The sequence below is a fragment of the Jannaschia sp. W003 genome (genome assembly GCF_025144335.1).
Lineage (GTDB): Bacteria > Pseudomonadota > Alphaproteobacteria > Rhodobacterales > Rhodobacteraceae > Jannaschia.
The window spans coordinates 1,107,118-1,121,510 of record NZ_CP083539.1 but is presented as its reverse complement, the minus strand read 5'-3'; the positions used below and the strand labels follow the sequence as shown (position 1 = coordinate 1,121,510).

General features: G+C 74.0%; 7 protein-coding genes. 5 read left to right on the top strand and 2 right to left on the bottom strand.

From position 1 onward, the window contains the following. Position 1: 1 nt before the first annotated feature. Positions 2-181, bottom strand: a complete 180-nt coding sequence (locus tag K3554_RS05360) for a NepR family anti-sigma factor (RefSeq protein WP_259944687.1) — start codon at positions 179-181, stop codon at positions 2-4. Between the two features lie 114 nt (positions 182-295). Between K3554_RS05360 and K3554_RS05355 the strand changes: the two genes are divergently transcribed. Both K3554_RS05355 and K3554_RS05350 read left to right on the top strand, forming a co-directional pair. After that, on the top strand, positions 296-1,093 hold the full coding sequence (locus K3554_RS05355; protein ID WP_259944686.1) for a response regulator: 798 nt from the start codon (positions 296-298) through the stop codon (positions 1,091-1,093). Between the two features lie 252 nt (positions 1,094-1,345). Further along, the gene (locus K3554_RS05350; RefSeq protein ID WP_259944684.1) at positions 1,346-2,074 is read left to right on the top strand and encodes a Crp/Fnr family transcriptional regulator; all 729 of its coding nucleotides are present in this window, start codon (positions 1,346-1,348) and stop codon (positions 2,072-2,074) included. Between the two features lie 30 nt (positions 2,075-2,104). Here K3554_RS05350 and K3554_RS05345 read toward each other — a convergent pair whose 3' ends face one another. Next, entirely contained in the window at positions 2,105-2,947 is an 843-nt protein-coding gene (locus K3554_RS05345; protein ID WP_259945796.1) for a formate/nitrite transporter family protein, read from the bottom strand. Positions 2,948-3,104: 157 nt separating this feature from the next. Here K3554_RS05345 and K3554_RS05340 point away from each other — a divergent pair, with 157 nt between their 5' ends. From K3554_RS05340 to K3554_RS16825, 3 genes are all read left to right on the top strand, one after another. Beyond that, positions 3,105-4,325 carry a DUF2254 domain-containing protein gene (locus K3554_RS05340; protein WP_259944681.1) on the top strand — a complete coding sequence of 407 codons (1,221 nt, stop codon included), beginning with the start codon at positions 3,105-3,107 and terminating at the stop codon, positions 4,323-4,325. A gap of 121 nt (positions 4,326-4,446) precedes the next feature. Next, the gene (locus K3554_RS05335; RefSeq protein ID WP_259944677.1) at positions 4,447-6,243 is read left to right on the top strand and encodes an autotransporter assembly complex family protein; all 1,797 of its coding nucleotides are present in this window, start codon (positions 4,447-4,449) and stop codon (positions 6,241-6,243) included. Further along, the gene (locus K3554_RS16825) at positions 6,243-14,387 is read left to right on the top strand and encodes a translocation/assembly module TamB domain-containing protein (protein WP_311200373.1); all 8,145 of its coding nucleotides are present in this window, start codon (positions 6,243-6,245) and stop codon (positions 14,385-14,387) included. The genes K3554_RS05335 and K3554_RS16825 overlap by 1 nt, the downstream gene beginning before the upstream one ends. Positions 14,388-14,393 lie beyond the last annotated feature (6 nt).

The following is a 14,393-nucleotide window of genomic DNA, read 5'->3' as shown; positions in this document are numbered from 1 at the left end:
GTCAGTCCTCCGGCTGGTCGGCGGGCGCGTCCGCGGACTGGTCGTCCTGGCCGGATCTGAGCTGCGAGAGCAGCGCCGAGAACCTGTCGGGCACGTCTTCGTTGAGGACGGTTTCGTAGACGCGCCTGAGGTTCGCGTCTATGAGACTGTCGATGTTCGTCTTTTCGTCGCTTCGTGCCATCCTGGTCCCCGTGCCCCCGCTCGGCTTTCGCGCATAATTTCCTCGGAACACAACCGGCACCGGCGACGTTTGTTCCGCACGACGAACAGGGGACCCGAGGGGAAACACGAAGACATGCCAATGGACACGACGGCCGAGATCAGCAAGGCCCTGCCCTATCTCCGCCGGTACGCCCGCGCGCTCACCGGAAGCCAGACCAGCGGCGACAACTACGCCGCAGCCACGCTCGAGGCGATCCTCGCGGACCGCTCGCTGCTCGGCGCGACCTCGGGCGTGAAGACCGACCTCTTCTCCACCTTCCACGGGATCTGGTCCTCGGCCGGCGCCCCGATGGAGGAGGAGAACGACGCCATGCGCCAAGCCGCCCAGCGGCACCTGGCCCGCCTGACGCCCAACACCCGCGAGGCGCTGCTGCTCCACACGGTCGAGGAGTTCTCGATGGACGAGATCTCCGAGATCATGGGGATCGACCGCGGCGAGGTGTCGGAGCTGGTCGGGCTGGCCCGCCAGGAGATGGCCGACGCCGTGTCGGGCAAGATCATGATCATCGAGGACGAGTCGATCATCGCCATGGACCTCGAGTCCCTCGTGGGCGAGATGGGCCACCGCGTCACCGGCATCGCCCGCACCCACACCGAGGCCGTGGCCCTTGCTGGCCAGGAGATGCCGGACCTGATCCTCGCGGACATCCAACTGGCCGACAACTCGTCGGGCATCGACGCCGTGAACGAGGTGATGCGCGACCTCGGCAAGCGCCCGGTGATCTTCATCACCGCCTTCCCGGAGCGCCTGCTGTCGGGCGCGCGCAACGAGCCCGCGTTCCTGATCGCCAAGCCCTACACCCAGGAGCAGGTGCGCTCCGCGGTGAGCCAGGCGATGTTCTTCTCCTCGACCGAGCCGCTCAGCGCTTGAGCCGATCACGCCGCCGCGGCCGGCGGGGGCCCTCCCCTTCCGCCCGCGGCGACGCGCCGCGCGTGCGTGCCCTTCCCCCGCGGCGGGATCGCTTGACAGGGGGTGGCGCACGCATAGGTTGACCCCATCGCATCCCGGCCGGGGCCCCTCGCCTCCCGCGACCGGGCCTTCCGCCGGGCCGCGTTCCGTGGTCTTCGGGGTCCGGGCGACGCGCCGGGACGCGGGGATCTGCCGAGGAGGCTGCCGGGGACGATGGTGACGAGATGCGATGCCTGCCCCCTGCGCGGCCGGAGCCTGTTCGCGGACATGAGCGACGAGGAGGTCCGGCAGACCCAGCGCTTCAAGGTCGGCGAGCTGACCGTGGAGGCCGGGACGCCGATCCTGACGGAAGGTGCCCACTCGGCGCAGCTGTTCACGGTGCTGTCGGGCGTCGGGCTGCGCCACAAGGTGCTCCAGAACGGCCGGCGCCACGTGCTGACCTTCCTGTTTCCCGGCGACCTGATCGGCCTGCAGGGCGCGGTGATGGGCGAGATGGGCCACACCGTGGAGGCACGCTCGCGCATGCGCCTGTGCGTGTTCGACCGCCAGGCGCTCTGGAACTTCTTCGGCAATTCCCCGTCGCGCTCCTACGACCTGATCTGGATCGCCGCCACCGAGGAGCACTTCATGGGCGAGGCGCTCGTGACCGTGGGCCAGCGCACCGCCGAGGAGTCCGTGGCCTGGGCGCTGGTGAAGCTGTGGAAGCGGGCCGCCACCCTGGAGATGACCGACGGCGCGGCGATGCCCATGCCGTTCAAGCAGCAGGATCTGGCCGACGCGCTGGGGCTCAGCCTCGTGCACACCAACAAGACGCTGGCCAAGTTCCGCGAGCGCCAGCTCGCCGTGTGGCGCGACGGGCGCCTGCAGGTGAACGACCTGGAGACCCTGGCCCGGATCGGCATGACCGACACCGCGCCGCCGAAGCCGCGCCCCCTGCTCTGACGCCCCCCGCGGAGGGGGGCGCGATGGGTCTCAGATCAGCGGCTTGCGGTGCATCTCGTCCTTGACCTGCCCGTGGGTGACCAGCGTGAAGATCACGGTGCCGCCCACGATGTTGCCCGACAGGACCGGCAGGAAGAACCCGGTGAAGCCCTCCCAGAAGTCCAGCTGGTCGCTCCAGAACATCCAGCCCCACTCCACGGAGCCGGCCACCACGTGGGTGAAGTCCCCCGCGGCGATCAGCCAGGTGAACACCATGATGATCGCGAAGCGCCCCGAGTTGCGCTGCGGCAGCATCCACACCAGCGCCGCCACCAGCACGCCCGCCGGGATCGCGCGGAAGAACGCCGTGCCCGGCTCGAAGCCGGTGGCGTGGGCCGACAGCGAGGTCAGCGCGGGCAGAATCTCGGGCGGAAGCGCGGGCGTGTAGTAGTAGAATGCCGAGATCGAGAAGCAGCCGAAGACGTTGGCCGCCAGCACGATCGCCCACAGGCGCAGCATCATCCACCACAGCCGCTTGCGCCGCTCGGCGATCACCGGGATCACGGTGGTGATGGTGTTCTCCGTGAACAGCTGCATGCCGCCCAGGATCACCACGATGAAGCCCAGCGAGTAGCCGAGGTTCTCGACGAGGTAGCTCCAGGGGGCATCGGGCAGGTAGGTGCGCAGCACCGCCTCGCCCACCACCGACATCGAAATCATCACGCCCGCGGCGATGCCCGAGTAGGTCAGCGAGCGCAGCGGCCGCGACAGCTCCTCTTCGCCGGCGCGGCGGATCACCTCGTAGAGCAGCTTGGCGCCGAGCTGCCCCGCCTCCTCGATCGCCGCCTCCTCGCGCTCCTCGTGCTCGATGTGCTCGATCAAGGCGTCGGCCATGCCGTCGTCCTCGCGGAACTCCGCGTCGGGGGAGGCTGTGGTCATGGGCGGTCTCCGGTGCGATGGGCGCGGGGATGGGCGCGAATCTGCGGTTGCACCGATGCAACCCGGAGGGGGGGCGATACGTTCCCGGGGCTCTCGAAGGAGGATGGCGGGAATGCACGAGCCGGGGGCGCTGGCACGCAAGGTGCTGCAGGAGATCCGAGGCGGATACTGGTTCATCCCGGGCACCCTCGCCGCGGGCGCCGCGGCGCTGGCGCTGGCGCTGTGGTGGTTCCAGCCCGAGGTGATCGGCTGGCTGCCCGTGGGCGAGCTAACCGACGACGCCGCGCGCAACCTCCTCACCGTGATCGCCTCGTCGATCATCGGCGTCACGGGCGTGATGTTCTCGCTCACGCTGGTGGCCGTGACCCACGCGGCCGGCAAGTACGGGCCGCGCCTGATCGGGAACTTCATGCGCGACCGGGGCAACCAGTGGGCGCTCGGCATCCTCGTGGCCACCTTCGTCTACGCCTTCACCGCGCTGGTGCTCGCGGACAGCTCGCCGGACTCGGTGATCCAGCTCACGGTGCTGGTGGCGCTCGGGCTCACCTTCCTCTCGGTGGGCACCATGATCTTCTACGTCCACCACGTGCCCGAGACGGTGAACGTGTCGAACATCACCGCGGGCCTGGGCGAGCGGCTGACCGAGCAGCTGCGCGCGCGCATCGACCGGACCGAGGAGGCGCGGGCGAGCGACGGCGGCGCGAACGGGTCCATGCCCCTGCCCGAGCGCGACCCCGACCTCGCCCTCGCCGCATCGGGTCGGGGCTACATCCAGACCGTGGCCTACGACCGGCTGGCGGAGCTGGCGCGCCGGCGCGGAGCGGTGATGCGGATCGAGGCGCGGGCGGGCGAGTTCGTCCATCCCCGGCGCACGCTCCTGCGCATCTGGGGCGAGATGACCGAGGACGAGGCGCGCGAGGCGCTGGACCGCGCCGTGGCCCTCGGGCCCGAGCCCACCGAGACGCAGACCCCAACGTTCCTCGCCGACCAGCTGGTGGAGATGATCGGCATCGCGCTCTCGCCGGGCGTGAACGACCCCTTCACGGCGGTGAACTGCATCAACTGGCTCGCCGCGGCCCTGGCCGAGGCGCTGGTGCATCGCGGCGGGCTGCGCCAGCCCCCCTCGGGGCGGCTCCACGGCGACTGGCTCGACTTCGCGGCGCTCTATGCGCGGACCTTCCCGGCGGCGATGCCCTACCTCACCGACGACCGCATGGCGACGGAGGCGGCGATCCGGGCGCTGGAGGAGTTGATGACGCTGCCGGCCACGATCGACCGGCGCGCCCTGCTCGCGGACCTGCGGCTTCTCCGCCGCGCCCATGCGAAAACGTGATGGGGGGGACTGTTCCGGGGGAATCCGGCGGGTGATAGACGCGTCGCGGGGAAGGACGGGGGGACGCCGGCGGGCGGCCGGATCCGGTCTGCCCCGGACAGACGTCGCCCGGGGGACTTCCATGCAACGCACGCTCGCCGCTGGCCTTCTCGGCTTCCTCGCCGCCGTCGCCCCCGGTGCGGGCGCGCGCGCGGACCTCCTCTTCCAGCTCGCCGTCGACGACGACCTGAGCGACGCGCTGCGGGGCGCCTCGCTCCTGCTGCAGACCTATGAGGAGACGCCGGCGCCGGCCCGCCGCGAGGTGGTGGCGGCCGCGCAGGCGGATTACCGCCGCCTGCTCGCGGTGCTGTGGGAGTCGGGCCGCTTCGGCCCCGAGATCTCGATCACCCTCGACGGCGTCGAGGCCGCCGAGCTTCCGGCCGTCTCGGCCGAGGAGGGCGTGGGCCGCGTGGTGGTTCGGGTCGAGCCCGGCCCCGAGTACCGCTTCGGCCGGACCGAGATCGCCCCGCTGGCGCCCGGCACCGAGATCCCCGAAGGCTTCGCCGCCGGCGAGCCGGCTGGCACGGAGATCCTGCGCACCACCGCGCGCGTGGGCGTGGAGGCCTGGCGCGCGATCGGCCACGCCAAGGCCGACGTGGGTGGGCAGGACATCGTGGCCGACCACGCCGCCGACCAGCTCTCGGTGGCGATCCGCCTCGCGCCCGGCCCGCGCCTGCGCTACGGCCCGACGGCGGTGAACGGCGAGGAGCGGGTGCTGGAGCGGCAGATCCGCCGCATCGCCGACCTGCGCGCCGGCCAGGTCTACGACCCCGACCAGATCGAGGCGGCGGCGTCCCGGCTCCAGCGCACCGGCGCGTTCCGCTCCGTCTCCATCACAGAGGCCGACGCGATCGGCCCGGGCGACACCCTGCCCCTTGTCATCGACGTGATCGAGCAGCTGCCCCGGCGCTTCGGCTTCGGCGCCGAGATCGGCTCCACCGAGGGCGCGACCCTCTCGGCCTTCTGGCTGCACCGCAACCTCACGGGCTACGCCGACTCCCTGCGCGTGGAGGGCGAGGTGGCCGACATCGGCGGCGACGGCGGCGGCATCGACTACGGCCTGAGCCTCGCCTACGCGCGCCCCGCCGTGTTCAACCCCGAGACCGACCTCGTGGTCGGCGTCGAGGTGGAGCGGCTCGACCAGCCCGACTTCGTCTCGGACCGCTTCGAGATCGGCGCCGCCGCGCGGCGCATCGCCTCCGAGGAGTTCTCCTACAGCTACGGCGTGAGCTACACCTACTCCAAGACCACGGACGCCTTCGGCACCCGCGAGTTCTCGATCCTGTCGCTGCCCCTCGCCGCCGCCTACGACCGCCGCGACGATCCCCTAAACCCCGCCGACGGCTACTACGTCGAGGCCGGGCTGAAGCCGTTCCAGGGCTTCCAGACCGCCGGCGCGGGCGCGCGCTTCACGGCCGACCTGCGCGGCTACCAGGGCTTCGGCGGCGAGGACGCGGACCGCACCGTGCTGGCGGCGCGCGTGCAGCTGGGCGCCGTGTTCGGCCCCGACCTCGACGAGATCCCGCCCGAGTGGCTGTTCTTCTCGGGCGGCGGCGGCACCGTGCGGGGCCAGCCCTTCCAGGACCTCGCCGTGGAGCTGCCCTCGGGGCGGCGCACGGGCGGGCGCTCGTTCCTCGGCACCTCGGGCGAGGTGCGCCAGCGCGTCACCGACAAGATCGGCGCGGTGGCCTTCGCGGACGCCGGCTGGATCTCCGAGGGCACCGGCTTCGCGGACGGCGACTACCACGTCGGCGCCGGCCTCGGCGTGCGCTACGACACCGGCATCGGGCCGATCCGCGTGGACGTCGGGGTGCCTGTCTCGGGCCCCAACGACAACGGCGGCGTGGAAATCTACATCGGCATCGGGCAGGCCTTCTGATGATCAAGCGCGGCGTCCTCGCAGGCCTTGCGGCCCTCACCCTCACCGCCGCCCCGCTGGGCGCGCAGGACTCCGACCGCGATCCCGGCTTCCTGGCCGGCCTGATCGAGGACAACCTGCGCGCGCCCGGCCTCGACGTGCAGATCGACGGCTTCGAAGGCGCCCTGTCCTCGCGCGCCTCCGTGGACGAGCTGCGGATCTCCGACGACCAGGGCACCTGGCTGGTGATGCAGGACGTGGTGCTGGACTGGAGCCGCTCGGCGCTCTTGCGCGGGCGGCTCGAGGTCGAGGAACTGACCGCCGCGGTGATCCGCCTCGAGCGCCCGCCCCTGCCCGCCGAGGGCGCCGAGCCGCCTGCCGCCGCCGCCTCGGGCTTCTCGCTCCCCGACCTGCCCGTCTCCGTGGACATCGAGCGCCTCGCCGCCGAGCGCATCGAGCTGGGCGAGGCCGTGCTCGGCCAGTCCGTGGCCCTGACGCTGGAGGCCCAGGCGCAGCTCTCGGACGGCTCCGGCTCGGCCACGCTGCAGGCCACGCGCCTCGACGGCCCCGAGGGCGTGTTCGGGATCGAGGTCGCCTACACCGCCGGCGAGCCGCCCGTGCTGGCGCTCGACCTCGACGTGCGCGAGGCCGAGGGCGGCCTCGCCGCCACGCTGCTGCGCCTGCCTGGCGCCCCCGCGGTGGAGCTGACCGTGGCCGGCCGCGGCCCGCTCGACGACTTCACCGCCGATCTGGGCCTCCTGAGCGACGGCGAGCCGCGCCTCGCGGGCACCGTGGCGCTGCGCGGCGTGGAAGATGGACGCGCCTTCGCGGTGGACGTGGCCGGCGACGTGACCGAGCTGTTCGCCCCCCGCTACAAGCCCTTCTTCGGCGACCGCGTGGCGCTGGTCGCGCGCGGCACGCAGCTCGACGCGGGCGGGCTGGTGCTCGACGCGCTCGACCTCGACACCGAGGCCGCCAAGATCGCGGGCTCCCTGCGCCTCGGCCCCGACAACTTCCCCACCTTCATCGACATTCAGGGCACGGTCGAGGCTGCCGACGGCACGCCCGTGCTGCTGCCCACCGCCGCCAACGTCACCCTGCGCCGCGCCGAGCTCGCGGTCGCTTACGATCCGGCGAACTCCGACAACTGGCGCGTCGACCTCTCGGTGCTGGAGCTGAACCACCCCGAGGTCACCGTGGGCGACGCCTCCTTGCAGGCCTCGGGCCTCCTGAGCCGCACCGATGGCGTGGTCGATGCCGCCACCGGCGCGATCGAGGCGGCCGCCAACCAGCTCGGCTTCACCGATCCCGCGCTCGCCGAGGCGGTGGGCGCGCGCATCTCGCTCGACGCCGACCTCAATTGGCGCGACGGCGAGCCGGTGCGCATTGAGGACCTCTCCTTCCGCGGCCCCGGCTACGCGCTGGCCGGCGACGTCGGCATCGCGCGCGGCGAGACCGAGACCGCGGGTCTGCCCGCGACACTTGACCTCGCCGTGACGCTCGAAGACCTCGCGCGCTTCTCGGCGCTAGCGGGCCGCGACCTCGCGGGCACTGCCGAGATCACCACGCAGGGCGAGGTCGACCCCCTCGCCGGCACCTTCGACCTCGTGGTCGAGGGCGAGGCGGGCGGTCTCTCCGTGGACGTGGAGCAGGCCGACGCGCTTCTGCGCGGCACCACCACGCTCATGGTGGACGCGCGCCGCTCCACCGACGGCACCTTCGTGGACGCCCTGCGCCTCGGCAACGACCAGCTCGCCCTGAACGCCTCGGCGGCGATCTACGGCGAGGGCACGGTCGCCCGCGAGGAGGGCCGCACCGGCCAGGCCGCCTTCGAGGCCCGCATCCTCGACGGCACCCTCCTCGACCCGCGCCTCGACGGCGAGATCACCCTCTCCGCCGACGTCACGCAGGCCGAGGACGGCGTATGGTCCGGCACCTTGGATGGTGCCGCGCCCAACGGCATTGCTCTCAACGCCTCGGGCGCCCTGACCGGCGAGCGGCCCGACCTCCAGTTCTCGGCCTCCGTGCCCGACCTCGCCGCCTTCGCGGAGGGCGTGCCCGGCGGCCTCTCGATGAGCGGCCGCGCCGCCGCCGTGGAAGGCGTTTGGACCCTGGAAGCCGACGCCTCCGGTCCCTACGGCATCGACGCGCGCATCGATGGCCCCGTCACGGGGGACGCGCCGCGCGTGGCGTTCCGCGCCACCGCGCCCGACCTCTCGGGCCCCGTGCCCGCGCTGTCGGGCGTGGAGCCCCTGCGCGGCCCCGTGGAGCTGGAGGGCGTGGCCTCGCAGGCGAACGGCGTCTGGTCGCTCGACACCACGCTCGAGACCGCGGGCGGCGTGGCCGCCTCGTTGGAGGGCCCCGTGACCGGCGAGGCCCCCCGCGTCGCCTTCGAGGCCCGCGTGCCCGATCTCCAAGCCTTCTCGCCCGCGCTCGCCGAGATCGAGCCCCTCGCCGGCGCCGCGACCCTGCGGGGCACCGCGGCGAACCAGGGCGAGGCCTGGGTCCTCGACGTCGACGTGGAGACCGACGGCGGCATCACGGCCGCGATCGACGGCCCCGTGACCGGCCCCGCGCCCCGCGTCGCCTTTTCCGCGAACGTGCCGGAGCTGGAGGCGTTCTCGCCCGCGCTGGAGGGGATCGCGCCGCTGGAAGGCACCGCGGCCCTCGAAGGCGTGGCCGAGCAGACCGATGGCGTCTGGTCCGTGGACGCCGCGCTCGCCACCGACGGCGGCGTGGAAGCCACCGTGCGCGGCCCCGTGACCGGCGACAGCCCCCGCATCGCCTTCGACGCCACCGTGCCCGACCTCTCGGCCCTCGCGCCCGCGCTCGACGCCCCGCCCTTCCGGACCCCCGCGACGCTCTCGGGCACCGCCGCGCGTGCGGGCGAGACCTGGACCGTGGACGCGGCCGTCGACACCGAGACCGGCCTCGCCGCCTCGGTCTCCGGCCCCTTGACCGGCCCCGCCCCGCGTGTGGCCTTCTTGGCCACCGTGCCCGACGCCTCCGCCCTATCGCCCGCGCTCGCCGACGTCGGCCCGCTGCAAGGGGAGACCACCGTGGAGGGGGTCGCGGCGCAGAACGACGGCGCATGGTCCGTGGACGTCGACGTGGCCTCCGAGGGCGGCCTCGTGGCCTCCGTCGACGGCACCGTGACGGGCGACGCGCCCTCGGTGGCCTTCGCGCTGTCGGTGCCGGACGGCCGCGCCCTCTCGCCCGCCCTCGCCGAGGCCGAGCCGCTCGCGGGGCGCGCCGCCGTGGAAGGCACCGCCGCGCGGACGGGCGAGACCTGGACCGTCGACGTGGGGCTCAGCACCGATGGCGGCACGCGCGCCTCCGTGACGGGCCCGGTGACCGGCCCCGCCCCCCGCGTGGTCTTCGACGCCCGCGTGCCCGAACTGCAGAGCCTCGCGCCCGCGCTGGAGGGCATCGAGCCCCTGCGCGGCGCGGCGACGCTGCAGGGCGTGGCCGAGCAGACCGACGGCGCGTGGAGCGTCGATGCGGACCTCGCCACCGACGGCGGCATCGCCGCTTCCGTAGACGGCACCGTCACCGGCGATGCGCCCTCGGTCGCCTTCTCCGCGCGCGTGCCCGAGCTGCAGGCCTTCTCGCCCGCGCTGGAGGAGGTCGCCCCCCTGCGCGGCGCCGCCGTGCTGGAGGGTACCGCGTCGCAGCGGGAGGGCGTCTGGTCCCTAGATGCCGCGCTCGAGACCGACGGCGGCGTCGCGGCCGAGGTCTCCGGCCCCGTCACCGGCGACGCGCCCGACGTGGCGTTCCGCGCGACCGTGCCCGACCTCTCGGCCTTCTCGCCCGCGCTGGCTGAGATCGAGCCACTCCAGACCCCCGCCACGCTCGCCGGCAACGCCGCGCGCACGGGCGACGTCTGGTCCGTCGACGCCGACGTCACCACCCGCACCGGCATCGCCGCCGATGTCTCCGGCCCCGTGACCGGCCCCGCGCCGCGCGTCGCCTTCTCGGCCACCGTGCCGGAGCTGGAGGCGTTCTCCGCCGCGCTGGAGGAAGTCCCGCCGCTGCGGGGCGCCGCCGCGCTGGAGGGCGTCGCTTCGCAGGACGCGGGCATCTGGTCCGTGGATGCCGCCGTCACCACCGGCGGCGGGGTCGAGGCCACCATGACGGGTCCCGTCACCGGCGACGCCCCGCGCCTCGCCTTCAAGGCCACCGTGCCCGACGTGGCCGCCTTCTCGCCCGCGCTGGCCGAGGTGGAGCCCTTGAACACCGACGCCACCCTCGCCGGCACCGCCGCGCGCGAGGGCGACGTTTGGTCGGTGGACGCCGCCTTGCGCACCGGCAGCGGCATCGAGGCCACCGTCGCCGGCCCCGTGACCGGCGAGGGCGCCCCACGCCTCGCCTTCGACGCCTCGGTCCCCGACCTCTCGGCCTTCTCGCCCGCGCTGGACGGGATCGCGCCGCTGGAGAGCGCCGCGACCTTGTCCGGCACCGCCGCGCAGGTGGACGGCGCGTTCGCGGTCGACGTGGAGGCCGCGACCGACAGCGGCATCGAGGCCGCCGTGGGGGGCACCGTGACCGGTCCCGCGCCGTCGGTCGCCTTCACGGCCTCGGTCCCCGACGCCTCCGCCCTGTCGCCCGCGCTGGCCGAGGTCGGCCCGCTGCAGGGCGCCGCGACGCTAGCCGGCACCGCCTCGCAGGTGGACGGCGCGTGGTCGGTGGACGTGGGCTTGGATGCCGAGGGCGGGCTTGCTGCCGAGGTCGAGGGCACGGTGACGGGCGACAGCCCCCGCATCGCCTTCGAGGTCTCCGCGCCTGACCTGCGCGCGCTGTCCCCGGCCCTGGCCGAGGCCGAGCCGCTGGAAGGCCCCGGCACGCTGTCGGGCACCGTCGCGCGCCCCGACGGGGCGTGGGACGTGGACGTGGCCCTGCGCACCGAGGGCGGCACCACCGCCGACGTCGAGGGCACCGTGACCGGGGACAACCCTCGCATCGAGGCCTCCGTCACGGTTCCGGCGCTGAACCGCGTGAACCCGGCCCTGAACGACGTGCCCGCGTTGCAGGGCACCGCGACGCTGGACGCCGTGGTCGAGAAGGACGGCGACGCCTGGTCCGTGGACGCGGCGCTCGACACAGAAGGGGGCATCGAAGTCCGGGCCGACGGCACCGTGACAGGTAACGCTCCGCGGCTGGAGTTCTCGGCCCGCGTGCCCGAGCTGGAGGGCTTCTCGCCCGCCATCGCAGAGGTCGGCCCCCTGTCCGGCGAGGCCGTGCTGGACGGCGTGGTGGAACGCGACGGAGACACCTGGGAGGCGGACGTCACGCTCACCACCGAGGGCGGCATCGAGGCCACCGTGGAAGGCCCCGTGACGGGCGACGACCCGCGCCTGGCCTTCGCGGTCACGGTGCCCCGCCTGGGCGAGCTGTCCCCGGCCTTCGAGACCATCCCGCCCCTGCAGGGAACCGCCACGCTGGAGGGCCTGCTGACGCGCCCCGCGGACGCCTACGTCGTGGACGTGCAGCTGCGCACCGAGGGCGGCATCGAGGCCGACGTCGAGGGCACCGTGACCGGCGCCTCGCCGGACGTGGCCTTCACCGTGCGGGTTCCGCAGATCGAGAGCTTCTCGGAGGCGCTCGAGGCGATCCCCCCGCTGACCGGCGCCGCCGTGCTGGAGGGCTCCGCGCGTCGTCCCGGCGAGGCGTGGATCGTGGACGCCGCCCTGGACGTGGACGGCGGCTTCCGCGCCACCGCCGAGGGCCCCGTGACCGGCCCCGCCCCGCGCGTGGCCTTCACCGCCGCCGTGCCCGACCTGCAGGACGTGAACCCCGCCCTCGCGGCCTATCCCGCGCTCGCGGGCCGCGCGGCGCTGGAGGGCACGCTGGCGCAGACCGATGGCGCGTGGCGCCTCGATGCGGCGCTCGACGCCCCCGCCGGGATCACCGCACGCGCCCGCGGCCCCGTGACCGGCCCCGACGCCGTGTCGCTGGCCTTCCAGGCGACCGTTCCGCAGATCGAGGTCTTCGCCCCCGATCTGCCGCCCGCGCTCGCCGGCACGCTGTCGCTCGACGGCACGCTGGACCAAACGCCCGAAGGCTTCGCGCTCGACGTAGCGGCGGCCGGCCCCCTGGACGCGCGCGCCACGGCGGCCACGGTGCTGGGCGCGGAGCCCCTCGCCGTGGACTTCACGATCGCCCTGCCCTCGCTGGAGCCGCTCGCCCCCGTGCCCGGCGGCGTCGACGTGGCCGGCACCCTGCAGCAGACCGAGGACGGCTTCGCGGTCACCGCCCAAGGCACCGGCCCCTACGACGTGGAGTTGACCGCCGACGCGGCGCTCGGCGCCGAGGGCATCACCGTCACCGCGCAGGGGCGTCTTCCGGAAGCCGGCGCGCTGGTGCCGCAGCTCTCGGGGCCGGTGGCCTTCGACGTGCGCGCCGAGCAGCGCAACGCGATCTGGTCGGTGGATGCCGACCTGTCCGGCGCGGGCGGCCTGAGCCTGTCGGTGGAAGGCCCCGTGACGGGACCGAACCCCGACGTGGCGTTCCGCCTCGCCGCTGCCGACGTCTCGCCCTTCGCGCTCGGGCTGTCGGGTCCGCTGAACGCCTCGGGGCGCCTGTTCGGCCAGAACGGAGGCTACGCCTTCGAGGTGGACGCCTCCGGGCCGCTCGGCGCGCAGCTCACCGCCTCGGGGCAGGCCACGGGGCCGGGCGCGCCGCAGGCCCGCTTCGATCTGCGCGTCCCCGACGTCTCGCCGCTGGTGCCCGACCTTGCCGGGCCGCTGCGCGCGACCGGCACCGCCTCGCAGGGGCCGGACGGCATCGCCCTCGACGTGGACCTGACGGGCCCCGGCGGCACCACCGCCTCGGTGGCCGGCACGGTCGGCTCCACGCTGTCGCTCGGCGTCACGGGACAGATCCCGCTGGGGCTGGCCAACGCCTTCATCGCGCCCAACAACCTCGCCGGCACGGCGCGCGTCGACCTGCGCGTGGACGGCCCGCCCGCGCTGGAATCGGTGCGCGGAACCATCTCGACCTCGGGCGCCTCGCTGGTGCTGCCCACCTTGCGCAACGGCCTCGACGCCATCGACGCCACGGTGACGCTGGCGGGCGACCGGGCCACGGTCGACCTGCGGGCCACGCCCACCTCGGGCGGCGTGCTGACGCTCTCGGGGCCGGTCTCGCTGGCGCCGCCCTTCGACGGCGCGCTGGCATTGCGCTTCGACGGGCGGCTCGAGGATCCGAACCTCTACACCGCTCGGGTGATCGCCACGGTGAACGTCTCCGGCCCGCTCGCGGGCGGGGCCACGATCTCGGGCGACATCCTGCTCGACGAGGCCGAGATCTCGGTGCCATCCACCGGCCTCACCGCGGTGGGCGAGCTGCCCGACGTGCGCCACGTCAACGTCACCCGCCCGGTGATGCGCACCCTCCAGCGCGCCGACCTCGACCCCGCGGGCGGCGACGCCGACGACGAGGGGGACGGCGCGGACGGCGGCGGCGGGCCGGTCTACGACCTCGACCTGCGCGTGCGCGCGCCCAACCGCATCTTCGTGCGCGGCCGGGGTCTCGACGCCGAGCTGGGGGGCGAGCTGTTCGTCTCGGGCACCACCGCGAACCCCGTCATCTCGGGCGGCTTCGAACTGGTGCGCGGCCGCCTCGACATCCTGGAGCAGCGCTTCCAGCTCGACGAGGGCCGGATCAGCTTCGGCGGCTCGCTCGTGCCCTTCATCCGCCTCGTGGCGATCACCGAGGGCGACGCGCTCACGGCGTCGATCATCGTGGAAGGGCCCGCCAACGCCCCCGAGGTGCGCTTCGAGTCCACGCCGGACGTGCCGCAGGAGGAGATCCTCGCCCAGATCTTCTTCGGCCGCGACCTGAGCCAGCTCTCGGCGCTGCAGGCGCTGCAGCTCGCGAACTCGGTGGCGACGCTGGCGGGCCGCGGCTCGGGCGGGCTGCTGGAGCGGCTGCGCGGCAACGCCGGCCTCGACGACCTGGACCTGACCACGGACGCCGACGGCAACACCGCGATCCGGGCCGGCAAGTACATCTCCGACAACGTCTACACGGACGTGCAGGTGGACCAGGACGGCGACGCGACCGTGACGCTGAACCTCGACATCACGCCCAACCTCACGGTGCGCGGCTCGGCCGGCGCGGCCGGCGACACCTCGATCGGCCTGTTCTTCGAGAAGGACTACTGACGACGC